21 protein-coding genes are annotated in these 22,755 nt (G+C 56.7%); 16 read left to right on the top strand and 5 right to left on the bottom strand.

All coding sequences use genetic code 11. The annotated features are described in order from the left end of the window. Nucleotides 1-2 precede the first annotated feature (2 nt). Nucleotides 3-659, top strand: a complete 657-nt coding sequence (locus HK24_RS00775; RefSeq protein ID WP_086632937.1) for a hypothetical protein — start codon at nucleotides 3-5, stop codon at nucleotides 657-659. Beyond that, nucleotides 659-1,660, top strand: coding sequence for a DNA polymerase III subunit delta (gene holA / locus HK24_RS00780; RefSeq protein WP_086632938.1), 1,002 nt, complete (start codon nucleotides 659-661; stop codon nucleotides 1,658-1,660). Before HK24_RS00775 ends, holA begins: the two co-directional genes overlap by 1 nt. An 89-nt stretch (nucleotides 1,661-1,749) precedes the next feature. Here the strand turns inward: holA and HK24_RS00785 are convergent, their stop codons facing one another. Next, the gene (locus HK24_RS00785) at nucleotides 1,750-4,164 is read right to left on the bottom strand and encodes a TonB-dependent receptor plug domain-containing protein (protein WP_369826504.1); all 2,415 of its coding nucleotides are present in this window, start codon (nucleotides 4,162-4,164) and stop codon (nucleotides 1,750-1,752) included. Nucleotides 4,165-4,403: 239 nt separating this feature from the next. On the opposite strand from HK24_RS00785, the gene HK24_RS00790 reads away from it, so the two are divergent. Next, the gene (locus tag HK24_RS00790) at nucleotides 4,404-5,621 is read left to right on the top strand and encodes an L-dopachrome tautomerase-related protein (protein ID WP_086632940.1); all 1,218 of its coding nucleotides are present in this window, start codon (nucleotides 4,404-4,406) and stop codon (nucleotides 5,619-5,621) included. A gap of 58 nt (nucleotides 5,622-5,679) precedes the next feature. Here the strand turns inward: HK24_RS00790 and HK24_RS00795 are convergent, their stop codons facing one another. From HK24_RS00795 to minC, 4 genes are all read right to left on the bottom strand, one after another. Continuing rightward, nucleotides 5,680-6,042, bottom strand: a complete 363-nt coding sequence (locus HK24_RS00795) for a YidB family protein (protein WP_046901159.1) — start codon at nucleotides 6,040-6,042, stop codon at nucleotides 5,680-5,682. A gap of 82 nt (nucleotides 6,043-6,124) precedes the next feature. Further along, the gene (gene minE / locus HK24_RS00800; RefSeq protein ID WP_046901160.1) at nucleotides 6,125-6,409 is read right to left on the bottom strand and encodes a cell division topological specificity factor MinE; all 285 of its coding nucleotides are present in this window, start codon (nucleotides 6,407-6,409) and stop codon (nucleotides 6,125-6,127) included. Continuing rightward, nucleotides 6,406-7,224 carry a septum site-determining protein MinD gene (gene minD / locus HK24_RS00805; RefSeq protein ID WP_046901161.1) on the bottom strand — a complete coding sequence of 273 codons (819 nt, stop codon included), beginning with the start codon at nucleotides 7,222-7,224 and terminating at the stop codon, nucleotides 6,406-6,408. The genes minE and minD overlap by 4 nt, the downstream gene beginning before the upstream one ends. Before the next feature lie 157 nt (nucleotides 7,225-7,381). Then, the gene (minC, locus tag HK24_RS00810) at nucleotides 7,382-8,119 is read right to left on the bottom strand and encodes a septum site-determining protein MinC (RefSeq protein WP_086632941.1); all 738 of its coding nucleotides are present in this window, start codon (nucleotides 8,117-8,119) and stop codon (nucleotides 7,382-7,384) included. A gap of 79 nt (nucleotides 8,120-8,198) precedes the next feature. Here minC and HK24_RS00815 point away from each other — a divergent pair, with 79 nt between their 5' ends. The 13 genes from HK24_RS00815 (at nucleotide 8,199) to rplL (ending at nucleotide 22,628) form a co-directional block, all read left to right on the top strand. Then, complete coding sequence (locus HK24_RS00815; RefSeq protein WP_046901163.1) at nucleotides 8,199-8,867, top strand: glutathione S-transferase family protein; 669 nt, start codon at nucleotides 8,199-8,201, stop codon at nucleotides 8,865-8,867. After that, nucleotides 8,848-10,056: an aminoacetone oxidase family FAD-binding enzyme gene (locus HK24_RS00820; RefSeq protein WP_198942033.1), complete on the top strand. Its 1,209-nt coding sequence runs from the start codon at nucleotides 8,848-8,850 to the stop codon at nucleotides 10,054-10,056. Before HK24_RS00815 ends, HK24_RS00820 begins: the two co-directional genes overlap by 20 nt. Before the next feature lie 103 nt (nucleotides 10,057-10,159). Next, nucleotides 10,160-10,405 carry a hypothetical protein gene (locus tag HK24_RS00825; protein ID WP_086633050.1) on the top strand — a complete coding sequence of 82 codons (246 nt, stop codon included), beginning with the start codon at nucleotides 10,160-10,162 and terminating at the stop codon, nucleotides 10,403-10,405. Between the two features lie 46 nt (nucleotides 10,406-10,451). After that, the gene (locus tag HK24_RS00830; protein WP_086632942.1) at nucleotides 10,452-11,678 is read left to right on the top strand and encodes a DNA recombination protein RmuC; all 1,227 of its coding nucleotides are present in this window, start codon (nucleotides 10,452-10,454) and stop codon (nucleotides 11,676-11,678) included. Between the two features lie 47 nt (nucleotides 11,679-11,725). Continuing rightward, the gene (locus HK24_RS00835) at nucleotides 11,726-12,457 is read left to right on the top strand and encodes a response regulator transcription factor (RefSeq protein ID WP_086632943.1); all 732 of its coding nucleotides are present in this window, start codon (nucleotides 11,726-11,728) and stop codon (nucleotides 12,455-12,457) included. Beyond that, entirely contained in the window at nucleotides 12,444-13,868 is a 1,425-nt protein-coding gene (locus HK24_RS00840) for a HAMP domain-containing sensor histidine kinase (RefSeq protein WP_086632944.1), read from the top strand. The genes HK24_RS00835 and HK24_RS00840 overlap by 14 nt, the downstream gene beginning before the upstream one ends. A 170-nt stretch (nucleotides 13,869-14,038) precedes the next feature. Beyond that, entirely contained in the window at nucleotides 14,039-17,206 is a 3,168-nt protein-coding gene (locus HK24_RS00845; protein ID WP_086632945.1) for an efflux RND transporter permease subunit, read from the top strand. Between the two features lie 59 nt (nucleotides 17,207-17,265). Further along, nucleotides 17,266-18,492, top strand: coding sequence for an efflux RND transporter periplasmic adaptor subunit (locus HK24_RS00850; protein WP_086632946.1), 1,227 nt, complete (start codon nucleotides 17,266-17,268; stop codon nucleotides 18,490-18,492). After that, nucleotides 18,492-20,120, top strand: a complete 1,629-nt coding sequence (locus tag HK24_RS00855) for an efflux transporter outer membrane subunit (RefSeq protein WP_198942029.1) — start codon at nucleotides 18,492-18,494, stop codon at nucleotides 20,118-20,120. The genes HK24_RS00850 and HK24_RS00855 overlap by 1 nt, the downstream gene beginning before the upstream one ends. Nucleotides 20,121-20,227: 107 nt before the next feature. Next, the gene (rplK, locus tag HK24_RS00860) at nucleotides 20,228-20,662 is read left to right on the top strand and encodes a 50S ribosomal protein L11 (protein ID WP_046901169.1); all 435 of its coding nucleotides are present in this window, start codon (nucleotides 20,228-20,230) and stop codon (nucleotides 20,660-20,662) included. A gap of 4 nt (nucleotides 20,663-20,666) precedes the next feature. Further along, nucleotides 20,667-21,359 (top strand): 50S ribosomal protein L1, encoded by a 693-nt coding sequence (rplA, locus tag HK24_RS00865; protein ID WP_046901170.1) that lies wholly within the window; start codon nucleotides 20,667-20,669, stop codon nucleotides 21,357-21,359. A gap of 312 nt (nucleotides 21,360-21,671) precedes the next feature. After that, complete coding sequence (gene rplJ, locus HK24_RS00870; RefSeq protein WP_046901171.1) at nucleotides 21,672-22,190, top strand: 50S ribosomal protein L10; 519 nt, start codon at nucleotides 21,672-21,674, stop codon at nucleotides 22,188-22,190. 66 nt (nucleotides 22,191-22,256) lie between these two features. Then, nucleotides 22,257-22,628 (top strand): 50S ribosomal protein L7/L12, encoded by a 372-nt coding sequence (gene rplL / locus HK24_RS00875; RefSeq protein WP_064275059.1) that lies wholly within the window; start codon nucleotides 22,257-22,259, stop codon nucleotides 22,626-22,628. The last annotated feature ends 127 nt before the right edge of the window (nucleotides 22,629-22,755 follow it).

Raw genomic sequence — 22,755 nt, forward strand, 5'->3', positions numbered from 1 at the left:
TCGTGAAACATCGCAGTTCCCTGACCCTTTCTGCGTTCCTTCTGCTGGGAGGGTGTGGTTTCACCCCGCTCTACGGCAAGATGGATACGAAAACCGATATTTCGGCTGAACTCGCACAGGTTTACGTCGCGAATATTCCGGGAAGATACGGTCAGGAACTGCGACTGGCCTTGCAAAAAAATCTTGCAGGTGCCGGTCCTGAAAATCCTCAGCATTATATGCTGCGGGTCAATTCCGGTGCCAACAGTGAAGCCATTGATATTCACCAGGACAATACAGCGGGGCGTATCCGTGTTTCTGGTTCAGCGCACTGGCAGTTGTTTACGGTAGAGCAGTCTCCCCAGTTAATCACGCAGGGAGATGCGACAACGCTTGACGGTTATAGCGGCAGCTTCGAGCAGTATTTTGCTCAGACGCTGAATGATGAAACGACCAAGGGGCGTGTTGCGGATACCTTGGCTCAAAGTCTCACACAGCAGCTCGCCGTCTGGTTCCGCTCCCATAACATGCCGTCCAATGCGGCACCTGTTGATATGCCGAGGTATATCAACACGGACAGAATGCCGTCCGATAACGGGTCTGCGACGGATCGCGTTGGCGTGGATGGCTTCCCGGCCTCCGCGACGGGACGTGTCTCTCAGGGCACCACAAGCAATTAATGAAAATTGAGGCCCGTAACATTGGCCGCGCCCTGTCCGATGCCGGAACGTGGCGCGCCATTCTTCTTCATGGCGAAGACACGGGGCTAATACGGGAAAGAGCGGCTCAGGCCGTGCGGCTCGTTGCAGAGACACTGGACGATCCATTTCGCGTCTCCCAACTCGATCGCGAGACGCATGATCGTCTTGAGGAAGAGGGCACAGCCCTCTCGTTGATCGGTGGTCGGCGTGTTGTGTGGGTCCGCAGTGGCACAGACGCCCTGACCCCCATGCTGACGCGTGCTCTGGAAGTCTCGACGGACACGTTGATAGTGATTGAGGCACCCGGTCTTACGTCACGATCCACGCTGCGTGCTTTCGCCGAGCGGCACAAGGAAATGGCATCGATTGCCTGTTATCCTGAGGAGGGGCGGGCGTTATCCCAGACGGTGACGGATGCTTTATCCCAGGCCGCAGTTTCCATTGATCGGGATGCTTTGACCTGGCTTATGGGACGGCTGGGGGCAGATCGAAGCGGTGTTCGCGGTGAGATCGAGAAGCTTGTTCTCTATGCAGGGCCAAACGGTCGGCTTGATCTTGACGCTGTTCAGGACTGCGCAGGTGATGCGGGAGGGAGTTCTCTGGAAGATGCGGTCTTCGCCGCATTGTCTGGCCATCGGGCAGAAGCAGATCAGGCCTTGGAGCGCGCTTTGGCCGATGGGGCTAATCCCGTAGCGGTTGCGCGTGCGGTATTAAGCGTGCTGACGCGGCTTCAGAAAGTGGCACTTGCAGTGAAGGCTGGCCAAGGCCGCGCAGAAGCTATGAAAGCGCTCAAGCCGCCAATCTTCTTTAAACGGACTGCTGCGTTTAATCAGGCTCTGGACCGTTGGTCTGTCGCGGCACTGAGCCGGGCTGCACGCGAAACGCAGGCTTTTGAGCTGGCCTGCAAGCAGAGTGGTGCACCTGATCTGGCACTTTGCCGACGTCATATCTCGGCGCTGTGTGGCATCTGGAAAGTCTGAGTTTCCCGCGTCTGCATCAAGTGGATGGGTTGTCAGTATTGTAGATATGGAAAACGGCGGAGTTGAGCTCCGCCGTTTTCCGTTCTGGCTTAAAAGCGCGCAGACACATCCAGATAATAATAGCCGCCAGAAATACCGAGCTGGTTGGTGCTCATGTAGTACTTGGGCGCACCAAGATAGCGGTTTTCCTTTGGCACGACGGAGGGGTAAGCAGCGAAGATGTTGTTGCCGCCAATCGTCGCACTCCAGCGTGTGTTGATGTTGTAGGTCACAGACGCGTTGGTGGTCCATTTAGGTGCGTTCTGGAACTCACGATAGTTCGTTGTCGAGAATGCGTTCGGGCCAGTGTAATAGGTCAGGTTTGATGTCGTCTGGCCATAGCGGATTTCATGAATGGCGACGGCCCATGTGTTGTTGGGGGAGTGCCAGCGACCGCCAAAGATGATCTTGGAGCGCGGATAGGCTGTCGTCAGATAGGCGAGAGTGGGGATGGTCAGCAGGTTTGCACCGCTGGTGGTCGTACCCTGATGGCGCAGGCGCGTCCGGTTCAGGTTGATGGCAACGTCCCAGTCCACATGACCGAAGCGGCCGAACTCGCTTGGATAAGTTGCATTGATGTCCAGGCCCTGTGTGCGGGTCGTGGCGACGTTCGCGAACCAGTAAGCTGACAACTGGCCGGCACCCCAGTTTTCGGAACCTGACGGCAGCGGGAAGCCGTTTGCGTAGAGGGCCTTATACGCCTGTGAACCGTAGATTGTTCCACCTGGCTGGATACGATCACGCAGATCAATTTGGTAGGCGTCGACCGTGACGTGAAGCTTACGGATCGGCTCAACAATGATGCCGCCTTCGACGCTTGTGGCCTGCTCCGGCTTCATCTGTGAAGCGCCGTTGGCCAATGCACCGGTGGAGTTGGCTGCAATCAGGCCGCGCGCTGCCGTTGGGGAGACGGCAAGCGCGGAGTAATGCTGCTGGGCCAGTGTTGGGGCGTGGAAGCCACTGCTGAATGTTCCGCGAACAGCAAACCGCGGGCTGAAATCGTAGCGTGTGGAGACCTTGCCGGTTTTGGCGTTTCCAACATCTGTATAGTGCTCGACGCGGCCTGCCAGATCGACCTGCCAGTTCTTCATCAAGTGGGTAGAGATATCGACATATCCAGACGCGACATCACGGGACCAGTTGCCTGCGTTGTAAGTTGTCGTCCCGGGAATGCCGTCAGCGCCTGTGCCCGCAATGCTGTCTGCGGAGCCGGTGCCCATGGAATAGGATTCATAGCGATACGCTGCGCCACCGGCGACGTTGATGCTGTGAGGCCAGAAAGAGAAGTTGAACTTCCGGGACAGATCGAAACTGCTCGTCCACTGGGAGTTGTTATACCCCTGCGCATTGTAAAAGTTCGTAGGCGTCCGTCCGTCGGCTTTGTAAACGGCGCTGTTAATCGTGCTGAGAGCATCAAACCGATCGAAGTCACGGCCATACACTGTGGAAAGATCCCAGTGCCAGCCAGCCAGCATACCCTTGAAACCAGCTGTCAGTTCGTAATCGTTTTCTTCCAGTCCCAGGATTGGCGAATAGCCATAAGGGTATTTTGCGGCGTATCCGGGATAGGCGCTCAGGGTCGAGGGCAGGCGATAGTTCTGGTAAGATTCCGCATGCCGATGGGCATAGGTGGCACTGGCATAGGCCTGAACAGTTTCGGTGATGTCGTAACCTGCAGTAATGGCGACGCTCTCACGTGTCTGTTCGGGCTGGCTTAGCACCTGGTTGGTATACTGGTTGGTACGATTGTCTTTACCGGACCGGAACGCATGGTCCTGATGCACGAAATCGCCACCGATATGCACATAGCCACGGTTATTCAGATTGAACCCGCCATCCAGATACACACCCTGCTGAAAACCATCACCCTCGCTGGTGATGCCGGTGTTAGAGCGCATGCTCAGACCATGGTCCTGCTTCTTGGTGATGATGTTTACCACGCCAGCGATCGCGTCCGAGCCGTACTGGGCTGATGCGCCGTCGCGCAGAACTTCAATGTGATCGATCATGGACATTGGCAGCATGTCGATATCAACCGGGGTTGCGCCCTGAGACGGCCCCGGATCGGCATAAATATTGGCCGTCGTATGACGACGCTTGCCATCCACGAGCACAAGGGTTTCGTTCGGGTTCAGGCCACGCAGGGCGATGGTGTCCGTAAGGGCCCCAGCGTCGAAGCCTGCTGTCGGGACTGTCAGGGACGGTAGCAGGAGGGAGAGGGCATCGCGAAGAGTTGGCTGACCCGTTGACGTGATCTGGCGGCTTGAAACAACATCGATCGGGGAAATCGAATCCCGTGCTTTCTTGCCGAACTCACGCGTTCCCGTGACAATCACAGCCTCAGTGCCGCCAGAGACGTCCTTGGCGTGTGCGGGAGCGGCATTGCGGACTGCCTGGCTCTTGGCTTTTTTGTGATGGGTGTCCGCTGTCGGGACGGCTGCGCATAGTCCTGCAACCGGCATCATGAGGGAGGAGCCAAGAAGTGTGGTACCAAGGAGTCCCAGATGTCGGGAAGAAAAGCGTACAGCCACGATTTAACGATCTCACGAGAGTGTATTGATAATTCGACAATCTGATGTCGTGTATCGTTTTGGTCAACACAATTTCTTGCAGTTTGATAACATTCCCGAAAATTGTGTCCTGGTGTTGCTTCATTCCCTCAGTTGAGGCGTTGCTCTTTGACTGACCACTTGGAGCTTGAACAGTGAAGCGTCGTCATTTTCTGCGCGCAGCATCGGTTGCGCCCGCCTCTCTCGCTGCATCCTCTCTGGTATCCCAACCCGCCTGGGCTGATGGAAATGAAGACCGCGGAACAGGCCCGTCCGGGGTATTCGAAGTGGTGGCCCGGTTTGACGGACCGGGGCCTTCGGGCGTCGTGGTTCTGCCAGATGGTCGCATTTTCGTTGGTTTTCCGCGTCATGCAGTTGACCATAAGGGTGCGACCCTCGGTGAACTCGTGAAGGGAAGGGTGGTTCCTTATCCTTCGGTCGAGGAAAGTATGCCCGGCAGCCGCGCGGCCGCGGATTGCCTTATATCCATTCATGGCATGACGCTGGACGCAAAGGGCAGGATCTGGGCGATTGATGATGGCAAAAGAGCCGGTCACCCCCTAGCGCCAGGGGCTGCCAAGATCATTTGTATCGATCCGCAGACCAACACCATTGTTCACAGGATTATCCTGAAAGCGCCGGCGCTTTTGCCGGACAGTCATATGAATGATCTGCGTGTGTCCTTGTCTCATGGACCCCAAGGCACGGTATTCGTAACGGATTCTTCATTCGGGACGAAGCCAGGACTTGTGGTGGTGGATGTCGCGACGGGGCAGGCGCGTCGTGTCCTGACGCAAAGCAAGGCCATTCTGGCGGAACAGGGCTTCCTGGCAATCGTGGAGGGCGAGCCCCGCCGATACATTCCCGGCAAGCCTCAGCTTGTTTCGGGCGGTGTGGATGGTATCGCCATCACAAAGGACGAGCAGCGTCTGTACTTCTCGCCTCTGACAAGTCGCCGTCTTTACAGCTTGCCCGTTGCTCTGCTCGCAGATGTCTCATCGGATGACGCAATGCTTGAGCCAGCGATCAGGGATGAAGGTGAGAAAGGGGTGGCTGATGGCCTCGACTTCGACCGGCATGATCGCCTTTACACGACCAACTACGAACACGACTGTATCTTGCGGCGTGATCCGGATGGCAGTTTCAAGATGATGTTGCGGGACCCGCGCGCTCTTTCGCCGGATGGTATTTTTGCATCCGACAATTATGTCTACTGCACGTTTGGTCAGTGGAACCGGCTGGCGTCTTTCAATGAAGGCAAAGACCGGCGCGTTCCGCCCTATCTGCTGGTCAGGTTCCCGATTGAAGAGCCGGAAGCCTACAATGCCCTACCCGAGGGGGCACCATCCAAAGCCGGGACACCGGGGGATTAAAAACGAAAAAGCCCTCGACCAGAGGACTGGGTCGAGGGCTTTTTCGGGCTTGGAGCCTTCAGGCTGTCTGCTGCGGAGGCAGTTGGTCTTCTGTCGTGTGCTTGTCCACTGCGGCAGGAAGCAACTGGGCAATAGCCGGAAGAATGGTTGCTGCTGGAAGACCTGTCTTTGCGACAATCATCTGAATCTGCTCGTTCGTCAGCAGGTTGCGGAGTTCATCCGTGGTGATGGGCAGGTTCTCGCCATTACCAATCCAGGAATGGATCTTTTCATCAAGGCCAGCGCTCTTGGCCTGTGCGATGAGCATGTTCAGGCCTTCGCCTTTGAGCATGTCCCCAAAGCTGCCACCCAGCTTGTCGCCGAGTTGGCCGCCGAGGGCGCCCATGGCCTGATTCACGATGTTACCGAAAAAGCCGCTCATGGCGCATGTTCCGTTTTTGATGCGGCCTGAACGCCGCTAGGAGAAAAAAGGGCCGAGCCAAAATGATCGGCCCGGCTTTAAATCAGGACGCCCGTTTTTTGTTCAGTTCCTGAGGAACTTCGACGTCAATTTCGAGCATTGAACAGCCACTGCCACGGTCGACCTTGATCTTGACCTTGTCCTGATCGACGGCGACGTGGCGTGCGATGACTTCCATGATTTCTTTGTGAAGCTGCTTGATCAGGTCTGACTCGCCTTCTTCACCTGCGCCACGTTCGTGTGCGAGAAGAATCTGGAGGCGATCCCGTGCGACAGCGCTACTGGACGTCTGCTGACGTTTTGCGAAGAGGTTTGCGAGGAAGCTCATGCCGCACCCTTCTTGCCAAGGAGCCAGTCAAAGAAGCCACGCTTCTCGACCGGGACTGAAACTTCAATCTTCTCACCAGCCAGACGACGTGCAGCTTCGAAATAGGCGCGCGCCGGGAGGCTTTCCGGAGAGGACAGGGTGACAGGAGCGCCAACGTTGGACGCCTTCAGAACATCATCGCTTTCCGGAACAATACCAACCAGCGGGATGGATAGGATTTCCAGAACGTCTTCAACGCTCAGCATTTCCTTGCGGGCAGCGCGGATCGGGTCATAGCGCGTGATGAGAAGGTGCTTTTCAATCTTCTCGCCGCGTTCGGCCTTTTCAGTTTTGCTATCCAGCAAGCCGATAATGCGGTCTGAGTCACGTACGGAGCTGACTTCAGGGTTCGTCACGATGACCGCAGCGTCAGCATGGTACATGGCGAGTTGCGCACCGCGTTCAATGCCGGCCGGGCTGTCACAGATGACCCAGTCAAACTTCTCGCGAAGTTCTTCCATGACTCGGGCTACGCCTTCTGACGTCAGCGCGTCTTTGTCACGCGTCTGGGAGGCCGGAAGAATGGACAGGGTTTCGCAGCGTTTATCGCGGATCAGAGCCTGGGACAGTCTTGCGTCGCCCTGCACCACATTGATGAGGTCAAACACAACGCGACGTTCTGCACCCATCACCAGATCAAGGTTACGCAGGCCAACGTCAAAATCCACCACAACGACGTTCTGGCCGCTCTGCGCGAGTGCGGCGCCGAGAGCGGCGGTCGATGTCGTCTTGCCGACGCCACCCTTGCCTGAGGTGACAACCAGAACCTTGGCCATGAATACTCCAAAAACTGCTTCTGTGACGTAATGCCGCCCGTTGTGCGGAACCCGCGCCTGATGCCTTATCCTATGGGATAGTAAAGCCTTACGGCAACACGGGAATAAGGGCTGTTTCGTGGCATGAGGTCACTTTCTTGCAGTTCCTGCCTCCGGATCAGCGCGGAAGAGGCAAAACGCGGACCCGGTCCTCATCAAGAAGGACCTGTGCGGGCTGGCCGAAAATCGCAGCGTCAATGTCTTCCGTAACGGCGTAAAAGCCATCCAGAGCAAGGAGTTCGGCCTCCATTCTGGACGCAAAAATTCGCGCTTCAGACTTGCCGCCGACACCGGCAATCGCGCGGCCGCGTAACGAACCGTAAACGTGGATAGAGCCTGCCGCGACGATCTCCGCTCCTGATGAAACGGAGCCGATAATGATCACGTCGCCCTGCATGTGCTGGATGCACTGTCCTGAGCGGATGGCACCATCGAGGATCAGCGTTTGCCCGCCTGCGGGCGTCGCGACGGCTGTTGCATCCGCTGCGGCCCCTTGATCGGGAAGCTCCACTTCGCCGGAAGGGCGGCCGCCTTCGAAGGAGGCAGGCCAGTCCCACCCCGCGACAGCCGGCCATGAACGATCACCGCCTTCAATGCTGATGATCCGTACGCCACGGCTGCGGATATCTTCCAGAAGGGTTGGCAAGCCCGGTGTTTCTTCCGAGAGAAGTCCGAGGTCAAGAATCACCGGCTTGCCGCTGAAAAGGCCGCCCGAACGAACGACCTGCTGATCCAGGCCAGCCAGCCAGAGGTTCAGGGGAGCCTCCGGTGACAGGACGAGAGCCAGAAAAGAGCGGCCGCGGGCACGGATGCGCATCGGGGAGGAGGCGTGAGAAGCGGATGCGGTGTCTGACATCGGAAAATTCGTTGGCCCTGTATGGAAGCAATGACGGAGGCTCTTGTGAGCGCGGAATGGCTGACTTAGAACATGAAGAATGCGTATCCTGCATCACCTTCCACTCTCCCCGCAATGCCGTCTTGTCCGGCTTGTGCTCGGCGAGAAGAGACTGCCCTGTGAACTCGTGATCGAACGGGTGTGGGAACAGCGCGAGGAATTCCTTGCTCTGAACCCTGCTGGTGAGGTTCCGGTTCTTGTTGAAGAGAACGGGCTGGCCGTACCCGGCGCCCGCGTCATCTGCGAATATCTGGATGAAGCCTATCCGGATACACCCCTGCTGGGCCGTACGCTTGCCGAACGTGTCGAAGTCCGTCGATTGATGGACTGGTTTGAGACCCGTTTCGGGCAGGAAGTGACGCGCAACCTGCTGGGCGAAAAAGTTGACAAGCGGTTGTATGGCCGTGGTCACCCGGACGGAAACGTCCTGCGGGCCGGTTACGGCAACATGCGCTTCCATCTGGACTATATCGGCTGGCTGGCAGAAACGCGGTCCTGGCTTGCGGGGCCGTCCATTTCGATGGCCGATTTCGCTGCTGCTGCGCATCTCTCGGCGCTGGACTTCATTGGGGATGTGAACTGGGCAAAAGCGCCGGCCGCCAAGGACTGGTATGCTCGGGTGAAGTCCCGTCCGTGTTTCCGCGGCCTTCTGACTGACCGGATGAGTGGCATCACGCCGCCCGGTCATTATGCGAATCTGGATTTCTGAGCGGGAGCTGTCCGTGACATTTGATGTGGTGGTCCTTGGGGCTGGTGCGGCTGGCCTCATGGCTGCTGCAACAGCGGGACGTGGTGGTGCGCGTGTACTGGTTCTGGATCACGGGTCCGAACCCGGACGCAAGATCCTGATCTCGGGTGGTGGGCGCTGTAATTTTACGCATCTGGAGACGGGGCCAAACTGTTTCCTGTCCCAGAACAAGCATTTTGCGCGCTCGGCGCTGGCACGTTACACGCCGCGTGATTTTGTGAAGTTGGTGGATCGCTATCAGATTGCCTGGCATGAAAAGGCCAAGGGACAGTTGTTCTGCGATGGGTCTGCCCGTCAGATCGTGGATATGCTGGTGTCTGAATGTCAGGATGCTGGTTGTGAAGCACGGATGGAGACCCGGATTACGGATGTCGAGGCCGATGCGGATGGCTTTGTCGTTCGCACGGATGCCGGGGATGTTCGAAGCCGTTCTGTGATTTTGGCGACCGGTGGTCTGTCCATTCCCAAACTGGGCGCTACGGACCTCTCCCTGCGGATCGCACGATCCTTCGGTTTGAAAATTGTCCCGACTGCTCCTGCTTTGGTGCCGTTGGTCCTGGATGATGCGGACCCTTCTCTGGCGGGTGTGTCTCTGGATGTCGTGACAACTTGCGGGAAAAAAGGGCCTCGCTTTGCTGACGGGATGGTTTTCACCCATCGTGGGCTGTCAGGCCCGGCCATCCTCCAGATTTCCTCTTATCTTGAGGCAGGCGGCACGGCCCATATTGACCTGATGCCGGGGCGAAATGCGTTGGAGGTTTTGCTGGCGATCAAGAAGGCACGTCCGCGCGCGCTTCCTCCGAGCCTGCTTGAAGCACTTCCTGCGCGTCTGGCGAAAGAGCTGGCTGCCGGGCTTGGAGACGTCATGCTGGCCAATCAGCCGGACAAGAATATAAAAGCGCTCGCAGAACGCCTGTCCCGATGGGAAGTCCGTCTTTCTGGAACGGAAGGGTACGCGAAGGCCGAAGTTATGCGCGGAGGGATCGATACGAGCGGTCTGTCGTCCCAGACAATGGAAGTGCGGGACGTCCCGGGGCTGTATGCGATTGGTGAAGCAGTGGATGTCACGGGATGGCTGGGTGGCCACAATTTCCAGTGGGCCTGGTCCAGCGGTGTTGCTGCAGGGCAGGCTGCTGCTGCCCGTGTGTAGGCTGGTGCGCCACAGGATTGCCATATCGGCATAGGATTCCCGCAACTGATGAGCGGAAGATCCGTTTTGCGCTCACATGAATTGTTTTGAGAGGGTCATGTTGATGTCTGGTTCTATTCGCCGTTCAGCCCTGCGTACTGCTGCAGGCCTTTCATTCCTGGGATTGGGTGCATGCGTCGGAACGGCCGCGCCGGGCCCTGTTAACCCGTCAGCGCCTGTTGCCGGGTATGGCTATACCTGCAAGGCCGGGATCTACACCTGCAAGATGCCAACTCAGGTTCCTTTGGGCACCTCCTGTTCCTGTCCGGGGCTGGGCGCTGCAAGCTACGGCAACATCCATCAGCCCTGAGGCTGCCAGGATTGGACATGAGCTCCTAAGGGGCTAGAACCGCGCCATGCAGGATGGGAGTTCCGGTATGGTGCAGTTCGTTCCATGGATTATTGCAGCAGCGGCTCTTGTGGTGGCTGCCTTGGCACTATTGCGTGGTAATAGCGGGGAGGTCGCCCGCCTGCTGGACCGTGAAGCCGATGAGCGTGCGCGGGATGCGGACTATCAGCGAGCGCATCTGGCCGAGGTCGAGCGTGTCCTGTCCGGTCGGATGGATGCTCTTCGGCTTGAAACCAGTGAAAAACTTGGTGATCTCGCGCGGCGCGTTGGGCAGGATCAGGCTGAAGGGCGCGTTCTACTCTCTGATGCGTTGCGTGACATGGCACAAAGTCAGAACGAACAGATCGAGCGGATCCGTCTTGCCGTAAATGAACAGTTGCACGGTGCTGTCGAAAAGCAGATGCAAACCAGCTTTCAACGCGTGGTTGAACAGTTCAGTGCAATGCAGAAAGCCCTTGGTGAGGTCACAAGCGTGACAGCCCAGATCGGAGACCTCAAGCGTCTGTTCTCGAACGTCAAGACGCGCGGTGGCTGGGGTGAGGCACAGTGCCGGGCTATTCTGGACGATATTCTTCCGGAAGGGAGCTATGACACCAACTTCCGACTGGGAGACAGCGGAGATTTGGTAGAGTTTGCCATTCGAATGCCTGTGAAAGGGCATGTTGCTCCCCGCCTGGCGATTGACAGCAAATTTCCCACCGAGGCTTACGAGCGGCTTTTGAATGCCTCAGAGCTTTCGGATGCATTGGCTGAAAAGGCTGCAAGGCGCGAGCTTGAAACGGCGATCAAATTCGAGGCTCGCAAGATCGCGTCCAAGTATATCCGGCCACCTGTCACGGTTGAATTCGCCGTCCTGTATCTGCCCACGGACGGTCTTTATACCGAAATTGCCCGGATGCCTGGCGTTATTGATGAAATCGGGCGGTTGTATCGGGTGATTGTCATGGGGCCGTCATTGCTACCCGCCATGCTGCGTACGGTTCATCTCGGTTATGTGACGCTTGCGTTGGAAGAGCGGACAGAAACCATTGCAAGCCTGCTCGGCGCGACACGGCAGGAAATGCTTCGGATGGATCAGGTTCTTGAACGGTTGCAGCGGAATGCCGGTACGATGGGGAACACGATCGAAGAGGCGCGCCGCCGGAGCCGTGTTCTTGGGCGTCGCCTGAGATCGCTGGATGGTATTGATAAAACGGATGAGGAGCAGGACGAGATTGATAGTCTGGAAGCTTAAGACTGATTTTAATTGGATGACAGGATATATTCCCGCATGTGACAGTTATGAGCATGATGCCCGTACCTGAGCACGAGGCGGTCTCCCGCCCGATTGAGCCTGTCATTCGTCTCCTGCTGATTGAGGACGATGAAAGTATTGCGTCGGAAGTCTCCGAGGAGCTTAAGACGCGCGGTTATGATGTGACGTGGGTCGATAATGGCATTCTGGGCCTCGAAGCTGCGCAGTCCGGTCAATACGACCTGATGGTCGTTGATCGTATGTTGCCTGAGATGGACGGCCTGAGTGTTATCGAGGCCCTGCGTCGCCAGAAAATCACGCTTCCAGTTTTGGTTCTTTCCGCATTGTCCGCAGTTGATGACCGTGTGAATGGCTTGAAGGCTGGCGGTGACGACTACCTTACAAAGCCGTTCGCCATGGAAGAGCTTGCTGCCCGGTTGGAGGCTTTGCTGCGTCGCCCCACGGATAGCCGTGTAACGGTTCTGCGTGTTGGTCCGCTTGAAATGGACCTCATTGAGCGCAAGGTGTCTCGCAGTGGCCGGGACGTTGAGCTTCTGCCGCGTGAGTTCCGTCTTCTGGAATACATGATGCGTCGCCCGGGCACCGTTCTGACCCGAACGATGCTGCTTGAGGACGTTTGGAACTACCGCTTTGTTCCACAGACCAATCTGGTGGACGTGCATATCGGCAAGTTGCGCAGGAAGATTGATCTTCAGGGCGAAACGCCGCTGATCCATAGCATCCGGGGCGCGGGGTTCAGTCTGCGTGTATCGGACTGACATTTTCCGGACGGCCACGTTCCGGCTGACACTGGCATTCGTGGTGGCGATGATCGGCGGCATCACGATGCAGTTCCTGCTCGTCTATGCCCAGATGAACGGTTACGAAAGTGCTCGTTCCAGCGATCTGCTCCGACGTGAGGCAGCACTTCTCGTTCAGGAAACGCCTGAGCGTCTGGAAGATGTCGTCCGGGAACGAAGCAAGACGGACCTGCGCGTCATTTTGAATGGCGCTGGCCTGTTCGACCTGAATCACAACCGTATTGTTGGTGACATTCGACGTTGGCCTGAGGGGCTGGAGGTTTCCAACCGGACGCGTCGGCTCAAAGTCGCGCCTCCGGGGGATACGCCTTATGAGATGCGATATCTGGCGATAGAAGTTCCGGGGCCGGGTGGCGGAGCAGGGGATCGGATTCTGGTTCTTGCCCGCTCCATGCATATGGCGGATGAGCTTCGGTACATCATCAAGCGGGCTGCGCTGATCTCACTGGTGCCAATGGTGCTGTTTGCGCTGCTGGCGGGATTGTTTCTCAGTCATCGGGCCTTGGCACGGGTCAAGGAGATGCGGCAGGCCATTGAGCGGATCATGGCAGGCGATCTGCATGAGCGTTTGCCCGCCGGGCGCGAACGGGATGATATCGAGCGTCTTGCAGGCGCCGTGAACCGGATGCTGGATCGGCTTGAACATTTGTTGGATGAAATTCGCGATGTTGGCAACGATATTGCGCACGATCTTAGGACGCCGCTGGCACGTGTGCGAGCGCGGTTGGAGCGAGCGCTCTCATCGTCAGATGATCCTGTTCACCTCAAGTCCATTATTCTGCGGGCCACACAGGATCTGGATCAGTGCTTTTCAGTGATTACGGCGCTGTTGCGCATCGGTGAAATTGAGAACGGGCGTCGGCAGGCTGGTTTCACGACGATGGATTTGTCAGAGTTGGTTGCGGGTATCGCAGATCTCTATGAGCCAATTGCCGAGGCTGGCGGATTAGTCCTTAGTGTGGAGGGGGCGGAGCGCGCAATCCCACTCTATGGAGATACGGATCTCCTCAACGAGGTTTTGGCAAACCTCGTAGACAACGCCATCAAGTTCACGCCTCCAGGCGGGAATGTTGGGTTGATGGTCGGGCAGGACGAGCAGGGCTGTGCCTGGCTTCAGGTTCATGACACGGGCATCGGGATTGCGGAGGAAGAGCGGGGCGCCGTATTGGGGCGATTCTACCGTTCAGACAAAAGTCGTCACATTCCGGGAAGTGGTCTTGGGTTGAGTCTTGTATCTGCAATTCTGCATTTGCATGGGGCAACGCTGAAAATCACTGCGTTTCGGCCCAATCAGGAACTGGCAGGATCAGTATTTACGATTCATTTTTCGGGGCGCGGTGGCTCCGATCGTGATGTCAGTATTACATGACATTTTTGTCTCATGGCTGAATCCGGTCTTTCTTAAATTCAATTTTGCTTGTCGCACTTCCTGTGTCCGGTATGACTTGTCTCAATTTAAAGGGGACGCCCGTTGAGACTGAAAAAGACTGACGTAATCGCGCAGCTCCGATCATCCAGGAACAGGAGCATCGCAGACGCATGAATGCCATCGTCGTAACGGCCCTCAAACGGCCTTATACGTTCGTTGTTCTTTCGATCATGATTCTTATTTTTGGGGTCAGGGCGATTGTTTCGACGCCGACGGACGTTTTTCCTTCAATCAAGATCCCTATTGTTGCGATTGTCTGGTCCTATACCGGGCTTATGCCAGACGATATGTCGGGTCGTATTGTCTATTATTACGAAAGATCGCTAACAGCGACTGTCAGTAATATCGAGCATATTGAAAGCTCGTCTTACTATGGCCGTGGCATCGTCAAGGTCTTCTTCCAGCCCGGAACGAATACTGCGGTTGCGCAAACGCAGATTACATCTGTTTCCCAGACAGTCATCAAGCAGATGCCGACCGGGGCGACGCCGCCGTTGATCATCGCGCTGGATGCGTCTTCCGTTCCGGTTCTGACGTTGCAGGTCAATAATTCGACCATGTCCGGGTCGGAAATCTACAACATGGCGTCCAACCTGATTCGCCCGGCGCTTGTGCCGGTCGCGGGTGCAGCCATTCCGAATCCATATGGTGGTCTTGCGCCGGACATCATGGTCGATATCGACCCGATCAAACTTCAGGCTCACCGTCTTTCACCTGAGGACGTTGCGAATGCGCTGAACCGCCAGAACATTGTTCTGCCAGCTGGTGATCAGAAGGTCGGGTCCATTGACTGGATGGTGAAGACCAACTCGACCCCGCTTGATCTCTCGGTCTTCAACAAAATGCCCATCAAGCAGGTGGGGAACTCCGTTATCTATCTGCGAGATGTCGCGTGGGTGCATCGAGGGGGCCCTCCCCAGATCAACGCTGTTCTGGTGAAGGGGCAGCAGGCCGTTCTGATCGTCATCTTGAAAAGTGGTGACGCCTCGACCCTGTCTGTCGTCGCGGGTGTGAAGGCGCTTCTGCCTCAGATCAAGGCTACGTTGCCCGCTGGCACCACTCTGAACGTACTGACGGACGCGTCAGGCTTCGTGAAAGAGTCGGTTTTTGACGTGGTGCGTGAGATGATCACCGCTGCGATCCTGACCAGTCTGACAGTTCTGCTCTTCCTCGGTTCCTGGCGCTCTACCGTCATCGTTGCGACGTCCATTCCGCTGGCCATGCTCTGTTCGTTGATCGGCCTCAGTATTGCGGGGCAGTCGATTAACGTCATGACACTGGGTGGTCTTGCTCTGGCTGTCGGTATTCTCGTGGATGACGCAACCGTCATGATTGAGAATATTGATGCCCATCTTGAAATGGGGAAAGAGCTTGAAGACGCTATCATTGATGCAGCCAATCAGATCGTCATTCCGACATTCGTATCGACAACCTGTATCTGTATCGTCTGGCTACCGCTTTTCGAGCTGACGGGTGTTTCCGGCTGGCTCTTCATGCCAATGGCCGAGGCCATCATCTTCGCGATGATTGCGTCCTTCATTCTCTCTCGAACCCTCGTCCCGACAATGGCGAACTGGCTGCTTCCGGCGCAGGTGAAGATGCACCGTGATCCGGAGTGGCATCATCGTAAGCCAGGCTTTTTCGGACGGTTCCAGAGAGGCTTTGAAGCCCGGTTTACGAGCTTCCGCGAGCATTACAAAGGTATCCTGTCGGGCCTGATTGCTATTCGCGGCCGATTTGTTGCCATGTTCCTTCTGGCGGCTGTGGCGTCCATGGCTCTGCTGTTGTTCGTCGGGCAGGATTTTTTCCCCGAAATCAAATCCGGTACGCTTCAGATGCATATGCGCGCACCGGTTGGCACGCGTATTGAAGAGACAGGCAAGATCGCTGGGCTTGCAGAAAAGCGCCTGCGGGAGATCCTGCCGGGTCAGGTCGAGAATGTCGTGAATAACTGTGGCTTGCCGTTCAGTCAGTTGAACCAGGCCATGGTGCCGTCACCGACAACGGGTGCGCAGGATTGTGACATCACGATCCAGCTCAAGAATGATGAGAGCCCGATCCCGGAATACCGTCAGAAAGTCCGTAAGGGTCTGACAGATGCGTTTCCTGGAACAATCTTCACGTTCCAGCCGGGCGACATGACCGCCAAGATCCTGAACTTTGGCTTGCCAGCGCCGATTGACGTTCAGATTTCGGGCCGTGATCTGCAGAACAACTTTGCCTTTGCAACGCATCTGGCCAAGAAGCTGCGTCATATTCCGGGGATCACAGATGTATCCGTTCAGCAACCGATGACGCAGCCAACGTTGCTGATCAACAATCGTCGAAGCTTTGCACTGGGAACGGGCATTACACAGCGGGACGTTGCATTGAATGCTCTCGTAACGCTGTCTGGTAGTGCGCAGGTGGGGCAGACCTACTACCTGAATGCTCAGGGAACGTCTCAGCTTATCGATGTGCAGACACCTGCGAACTATCTTCAGACCATGAATGATCTGGAAATCGTTCCAATCGACAAGGGCGACGGCAACCCGACCAACCAGAACCCGCAGATGCTGGGTGCCCTGAGCGAACTGGTTCAGACCGGTACGCCTGCGGAAATCTCACATTACAACATCATGCCGGTCTTCGATATTTACGCAGCTCCAGAGGGTACGGACCTCGGCACCCTGTCGCGCGCGGTGAACCGTGTGGTTGATGGAGAGCGCAAGGACCTGCCGCACGGATCAACCCTTGTGGTGCGCGGTCAGGCCGTGACCATGAATGATGCCTATGTGCAGCTGATTGGCGGTCTCGCCCTGTCCATTGTTCTTGTTTACCTGATCATCGTAGTGAATTTTCAGTCCTGGCTTGATCCGTTCGTGATCATCACAGCGTTGCCGGGTGCGCTTGGTGGTATTTCCTGGAGCCTGTTCCTGACCCACACGCCATTGTCTGTGCCTGCATTGACCGGTGCGATCATGTGTATGGGAACGGCAACCGCGAATGCCATTCTTGTCGTCTCGTTTGCACGAGAGCGGCTGGATCACCACGGTGATGTTCTGCTGGCGTCTCTGGAGGCGGGATATGAGCGTATCCGCCCGGTTCTGATGACAGCGCTTGCCATGATGATCGGCATGATTCCGATGTCGATCAGTAATTCCTCGAACGCTCCGCTGGGTAAGGCCGTGATTGGTGGCCTGCTCATCGCAACAGTGGCAACGTTGCTGTTCGTTCCCTGTGTTTTTGCCCTAATGCATTACAAGCGGCCTGCTGGGCCTGAAGGAGACCGCGCGTGACCCACCCGACACAACAGGGGCAGACGCCTCAGGGAAACCGACAGGAAAGTGGATCACCCGTGCGGAACAGACTGATTCTTCTTGGTGTCGTGGTGGTTGCCATTGTGCTGGCTGCCTGGGGTATCGTTGAAAGAGGCGTGCACTATCATTCGCTCAGCGGTGTGACTGAAGAAGCGGCCATTCCGCCGGTAACGCTGATTTCTCCGCAGCCTGGGCCGAAAACGCGTCAGGTGGATCTGCCTGCCAATCTGGCAGCCTGGTATGAAGCGCCGATTTATGCGCAGGTCTCCGGCTACGTGAAAATGTGGTACAAGGACTACGGTGCGCATGTGAAGCGTGGCGATGTTCTGGCTGAAATCAATACGCCAAGCATTGATGCCCAGTTCCAGGCGGCCAAGGCGCAATATAACGTCAAACTGGCTCGCTATAATCTAGCCGTTATCACGACTCAGCGCTGGACCGCTCTGAAGGGGACACAGGCTGTTTCCCGGCAGGAAGTGGACGTGCAGGCTGCAAATGCAGCGGCACAGAAAGCTGAGCTGGAAGCTGCCGAGCATGAAGTCGAGCGTTTTCAGGCGCTGGAAGACTTTAAGAAAATAGTCGCTCCATTCGATGGAATCGTGACGTCACGTTTGGTGAACGTCGGTGACTATGTAAATGCAGGGGGTGGAAACGTGAGTTCGCGCGGAACAGCCTCAGAGCTGTTTTCGGTGGCAGATGTTCATCGGATGCGCGTTTTCGTCTCTGTTCCACAGGATTTTGCGAGCGTTATTTCGCCTAAAATTACGGCTGATCTGTCTGTTCCGCAGTATCCAGGGCGCCGCTTCCGCGCCACGTTCCTGGCAACGGCAAATGCGTTCAATGCGTCTACGCGAACGGTGACGACAGAACTGACGATCGGAAATGAGGACAATCTTCTCTGGCCGAATTCCTATGCGACGGCCCATATCGCTGCTCCCGGCAATCCTGATATTTTGATTCTTCCTGAGGGCGCTATCATTTTCCGAGCCCAGGGAATGCAGGTTGCCAAAGTTATCAACGGACATGTCCATCTGATCAGCGTCACGGTTGGTATTAACTTCGGGACGACTGTGCAGATCCTGAGTGGTGTGACGAAGGATGACCAGCTTATTGCCAACCCGACCGCTGATCTGCTGGAAGGGGATGAGGTTCGTGTTGTGCCAACGACACCGGGCTATAACATTCCGACCAAGGCTCAGCAGGAAGAGGACCAGAAATCTGTGCGTTCGCATGATGCCAATCCGGATGAGGCTGGATCCCGTTGATGAGATTGACTGATCGCAAGCGCGGATATTTCTCCAGGCCTCGCCGTCATGTGGCGACGGCTTTGGCTGGTGTCCTGTCCATCGGTCTGGCGTCCTGCAATTTGGCGCCAGAATACCATCCCCAGAAATTCCTTTATCCGGAAGGCTGGGAAGGGAAGGGGGTCATGGGCAACGCTCGTCCTGCGGATGATGCGCTCCGTAGTGACTGGTGGACGATGTTCAAGGACCCGATCCTGAACGAGATGGAAACGCGGATGCTGCAGGTCAATCCGGACCTGCAAGCCGCCGCGGAAGCCTTTACCCAAGCCCGGGACGTTGCGCGCGAGGCGGAGAGCAAGCTCTATCCGCAGCTCACCGGTGCGGCCCATATGAGCTATAACAAGGGCTCGGTTGGGCGGTTGTATAACAACCCGAGAACCAGTTCATCGCTCGTGTATGAGTCAAATCAGGCTTATAGCGGTGCTGCAACCTGGGAGCCGGATTTCTGGGACTCCATCCGTAACTCAACACGGATGGAGAAAAATCTCGCTCAGGCAACGGCCGCAGAATACGCCTCAGCCAAGCTTAGTCTGGAGGCGGAGCTCGCCAGCGATTATATCGCGTTACGAGGGCTTGATGCACAGAATGCGGTTTATGAAGACTCAATCCATTACTTTAAGGCCGCAGTAGAAATTACGGAGTTGCGTCAGGCTGGTGCCATTGGTGCTGGACTTGACGTTTCGCGTGCCCAGAATCAGCTGTTTTCAGCCATGGCCGCTCAGAGCACTCTGGTTGCAGATCGCAGAGTGATGGAAAATGCGATCGCCGTGCTGCTGAATACAGCGCCTGCGGGTTTTCATATTGCGCCAGTTCGCGACGTGAAAATGCGGTTTGGTGTCGTGAAGGTAAATCCGGGCTTCCCGTCGTCCCTGCTGGAGCGGCGTCCGGATATTGCATCAGCTGAACGACATATGGCCGCAGCCTCCCGGGCAATAGGCATATCACGCGCAGCGTTCTATCCGCATATTACGTTGAGCGCGGATGGGGGCTTTGAGGATGGCGGGTTTGATCTTGCCAGTGTCTCCCGGGCATTCTGGAAAATTGCAGTTCAAGCTGTGGAGCCAGCATTTACGGGTGGATTAAGGCGTGCGGCCTTGCAGCGGGCCTGGTCTCAATATCGGGCTTCGGTTGATGACTATCGCGGCGTTGTCCTGTCTGCGTTTCAGGACGTGGAAAACGGTCTGACCCAGAGCGGGCAATACAAAATTGCTCAGGACCAGCAGCAGAAAGCTGTTGAGGCCGCACTGCGGACGCAGAGCATGACCATGGCGCTCTACACCGGTGGATTGTCGAATTACCTGGATGCTCTCGTAGCGCAGCAGGATGCGCTTCAGGCGCGGCTGGGGCTGGTTCAGACGCAGACTTCACAGATACAGGCGACAGTCCGTCTTGTGCGCTCTCTGGGCGGCGGATGGGATGCCAGTGAGCTTCCAGGCGTGAAGCAGATCGATCCGTTTGGTGCGTTCCAGTATGAAGGATTGCACAAGCCGGCACCTGTGGCGGGAATTGATGCCCATGAGTCTGCAGCTGACAACGATCTGAGCGGCGACAAAGGGACGAAAAATGTCGGCGGAGGGTTGACGCACTAGGCTAAACCAGTCTAGGGGACCGCCTCACTTCGAACGCGGGAGGGGGCGGCTGTGTCCGACTCCGTTGTCACCGCGGTTCGGGAACGACAAACAGGGGAGTCCCGGATATGGCCAAAAAAGTTGTTGGCTACATCAAGCTTCAGATCCCGGCTGGTAAAGCCAACCCGTCTCCGCCGGTAGGTCCGGCACTGGGTCAGCGCGGCCTGAACATCATGCAGTTCTGCAAAGAGTTCAACGCGAAGACGCAGCAGCTTGAACCAGGTATGCCGATCCCGGTGGTCATCACCGCGTATGCAGACCGTACGTTCTCCTTCATCACGAAGACCCCGCCGAACACGTACTTCCTTCTCAAGGCCGCCAAGATTTCTAAGGGCAGCCAGACGGTTGGTAAGGCTGCGGCTGTTGGTTCCGTGACGACGTCTCAGCTTCGCGAGATTGCTGAAACGAAGTTCAAGGACATGAACGCCAACGATCTCGATGGCGCTGTGCGTATGCTCGCAGGCTCCGCGAAGTCGATGGGCCTGAACGTGGTGGAGGGCTGATATCATGGCCAAGAACAAGCGTCTGAATGCTGCGCAGGCAACTGTCGAGCGCAACAAGCCATATGCCCTTTCCGAGGCTGTTGCTCTGGTGAAGAGCAACGCCAAGGCAAAGTTCGATGAGACCATCGAAATCTCCCTGAACCTTGGCATTGACCCGCGTCATGCTGATCAGATGGTTCGTGGTCTGATCTCCCTGCCGAACGGCACGGGCAAGACACTTCGCGTTGGCGTGTTCGCACGTGGTGCCAAGGCTGAAGAAGCTCTGGCAGCTGGTGCAGAAGTTGTTGGTGCAGAAGACCTGGCTGAAAAGATCCAGGCTGGCGAAATCGCTTTCGACCGCTGCATTGCAACGCCTGACATGATGGCTCTCGTTGGTCGTCTCGGTAAGGTTCTTGGTCCGCGTGGCCTGATGCCGAACCCGCGTCTCGGCACGGTAACGATGGACGTCAAGGGTGCGATCACGGCTGCCAAGTCCGGTCAGGTTGAGTATCGCGCTGAAAAAGCCGGTATCATCCATGCTGGCGTTGGTAAGGCTTCTTTCGATGAAGCCAAGCTGGTCGAGAACATCAAGGCTCTGGTCGATGCCGTTCAGAAGGCTCGTCCGTCTGGCGCCAAGGGTACCTACATGAAGAAGGCAGCGCTGTCTTCCACGATGGGTCCGGGCGTCCGCGTTGACGTATCCTCCTTCGAGGCTTGATTGAATTGAGGGCTTTCTGTAGAAAGCCCTCAACAAGGAATGACGCCATGTTTCGGCATGGTGGCGTAGGGGTAATTCGCTCGCGAATTGCTTCCAAACCTGTCCAAGACCGCACGTAGCGCCTCTGGTGCTTTAAATGCTCCTCTCATGGGGCGGCGAGCGTCAGGCGGGGCGCCAGTGTTTCAGTGGCTTTGCCAAGATGCACTGGGTTCGCTCACTTCTGTGGACAGGCGAGCGGGATATTTTCCGGAAACGGAGGTATCCCATGGGTAACTTGGTCCGGATCGTTCCGGACTGACGAGGAGACAGGTTTTGGACCGTACGGAAAAGCGGGCCTTTGTCGAGTTCCTCGCCGATGTGTTCAACAGCACGTCCATGGTTGTCGTCACCCAGAACAAGGGTCTGACGGTTGCTGATGTGACGGAGCTGCGTCGACGCATTCGTGCGGCAGGTGCGACATATAAGGTTGCGAAGAACCGGCTGGCCAGCCGCGCTCTGGATGGGACCCAATTCGACGGCATCGCGCCGCTGCTCAAGGGGCCAACGGCCCTGGCTTGGTCTGAAGACCCGGTTGCAGTTGCAAAGGTGATCGTCGAGTTCGCCAAGACGAATGACAAGCTTGTAGTGCTCGGTGGCTCTCTTGGTTCCCAGACGCTTGACGTCGCTGGAATCAAGACACTTGCCGAGCTGCCGTCTCTGGATGAACTGCGTGCGAAGCTGGTGGGTATGATTCAGACCCCCGCTACGCGTATCGCAGGTGTTGTTCAGGCTCCGGCAGGCCAGCTTGCTCGCGTCTTCGGCGCCTATGCCAAGACCGGCGAAGCCGCCTAAGAGTAAAATCAACGCTGCGGCGTAGATTTGAACCCAATCAAACAGTGCATCACGTAGGATAAGACCATGGCCGATCTGGCAAAGATTGTTGAAGAGCTATCCGCTCTTACCGTTCTCGAAGCTGCTGAGCTTTCCAAGCTTCTCGAAGAGAAGTGGGGCGTTTCCGCTGCTGCTCCAGTAGCTGTTGCTGCTGGCCCGGCTGCTGCTGCAGCTCCTGCTGAAGAGCAGACCGAATTTACCGTTGTTCTGGCCGCTGCTGGCGACAAGAAGATCAACGTGATTAAGGAAATCCGTGGCATCACGGGCCTGGGTCTGAAGGAAGCTAAGGATCTGGTTGAAGGCGCACCGAAGACCGTCAAGGAAGGCGTGTCCAAGGACGAAGCCGAGAAGATCAAGAAGACCCTGGAAGACAACGGCGCCAAGGTCGAAATCAAGTAATCAACTTGATCGGGTCGTTTCCTCTCTGAGGAGGCGGCCTCTGCGAAAGCAGACGGATAGGGCGGGGATCGCATGCGGTTCCCGCCCGATTTGCCGTTGGTGGAAATAAGAGTATAATACGCGGCTC

The sequence above is a fragment of the Gluconobacter sp. DsW_058 genome (assembly GCF_002153615.1).
In the GTDB taxonomy this organism is placed as follows: Bacteria; Pseudomonadota; Alphaproteobacteria; order Acetobacterales; family Acetobacteraceae; genus Gluconobacter; species Gluconobacter cerinus.

What these genes read in the sequence shown, in the direction of transcription:
- holA (WP_086632938.1), top strand. Translation starts at nt 659, where the DNA reads ATGAAAATTGAGGCCCGTAACATTGGCCGCGCCCTGTCCGATGCCGGA.
- HK24_RS00785 (WP_369826504.1), bottom strand. Translation starts at nt 4,164, where the DNA reads ATGATGCCGGTTGCAGGACTATGCGCAGCCGTCCCGACAGCGGACACC.
- HK24_RS00795 (WP_046901159.1), bottom strand. Translation starts at nt 6,042, where the DNA reads ATGAGCGGCTTTTTCGGTAACATCGTGAATCAGGCCATGGGCGCCCTC.
- minE (WP_046901160.1), bottom strand. Translation starts at nt 6,409, where the DNA reads ATGAGCTTCCTCGCAAACCTCTTCGCAAAACGTCAGCAGACGTCCAGT.
- minD (WP_046901161.1), bottom strand. Translation starts at nt 7,224, where the DNA reads ATGGCCAAGGTTCTGGTTGTCACCTCAGGCAAGGGTGGCGTCGGCAAG.
- minC (WP_086632941.1), bottom strand. Translation starts at nt 8,119, where the DNA reads ATGTCAGACACCGCATCCGCTTCTCACGCCTCCTCCCCGATGCGCATC.
- HK24_RS00815 (WP_046901163.1), top strand. Translation starts at nt 8,199, where the DNA reads ATGCGTATCCTGCATCACCTTCCACTCTCCCCGCAATGCCGTCTTGTC.
- HK24_RS00820 (WP_198942033.1), top strand. Translation starts at nt 8,848, where the DNA reads ATGCGAATCTGGATTTCTGAGCGGGAGCTGTCCGTGACATTTGATGTG.
- HK24_RS00825 (WP_086633050.1), top strand. Translation starts at nt 10,160, where the DNA reads ATGTCTGGTTCTATTCGCCGTTCAGCCCTGCGTACTGCTGCAGGCCTT.
- HK24_RS00830 (WP_086632942.1), top strand. Translation starts at nt 10,452, where the DNA reads ATGCAGGATGGGAGTTCCGGTATGGTGCAGTTCGTTCCATGGATTATT.
- HK24_RS00835 (WP_086632943.1), top strand. Translation starts at nt 11,726, where the DNA reads ATGAGCATGATGCCCGTACCTGAGCACGAGGCGGTCTCCCGCCCGATT.
- HK24_RS00845 (WP_086632945.1), top strand. Translation starts at nt 14,039, where the DNA reads ATGAATGCCATCGTCGTAACGGCCCTCAAACGGCCTTATACGTTCGTT.
- HK24_RS00855 (WP_198942029.1), top strand. Translation starts at nt 18,492, where the DNA reads ATGAGATTGACTGATCGCAAGCGCGGATATTTCTCCAGGCCTCGCCGT.
- rplK (WP_046901169.1), top strand. Translation starts at nt 20,228, where the DNA reads ATGGCCAAAAAAGTTGTTGGCTACATCAAGCTTCAGATCCCGGCTGGT.
- rplA (WP_046901170.1), top strand. Translation starts at nt 20,667, where the DNA reads ATGGCCAAGAACAAGCGTCTGAATGCTGCGCAGGCAACTGTCGAGCGC.
- rplL (WP_064275059.1), top strand. Translation starts at nt 22,257, where the DNA reads ATGGCCGATCTGGCAAAGATTGTTGAAGAGCTATCCGCTCTTACCGTT.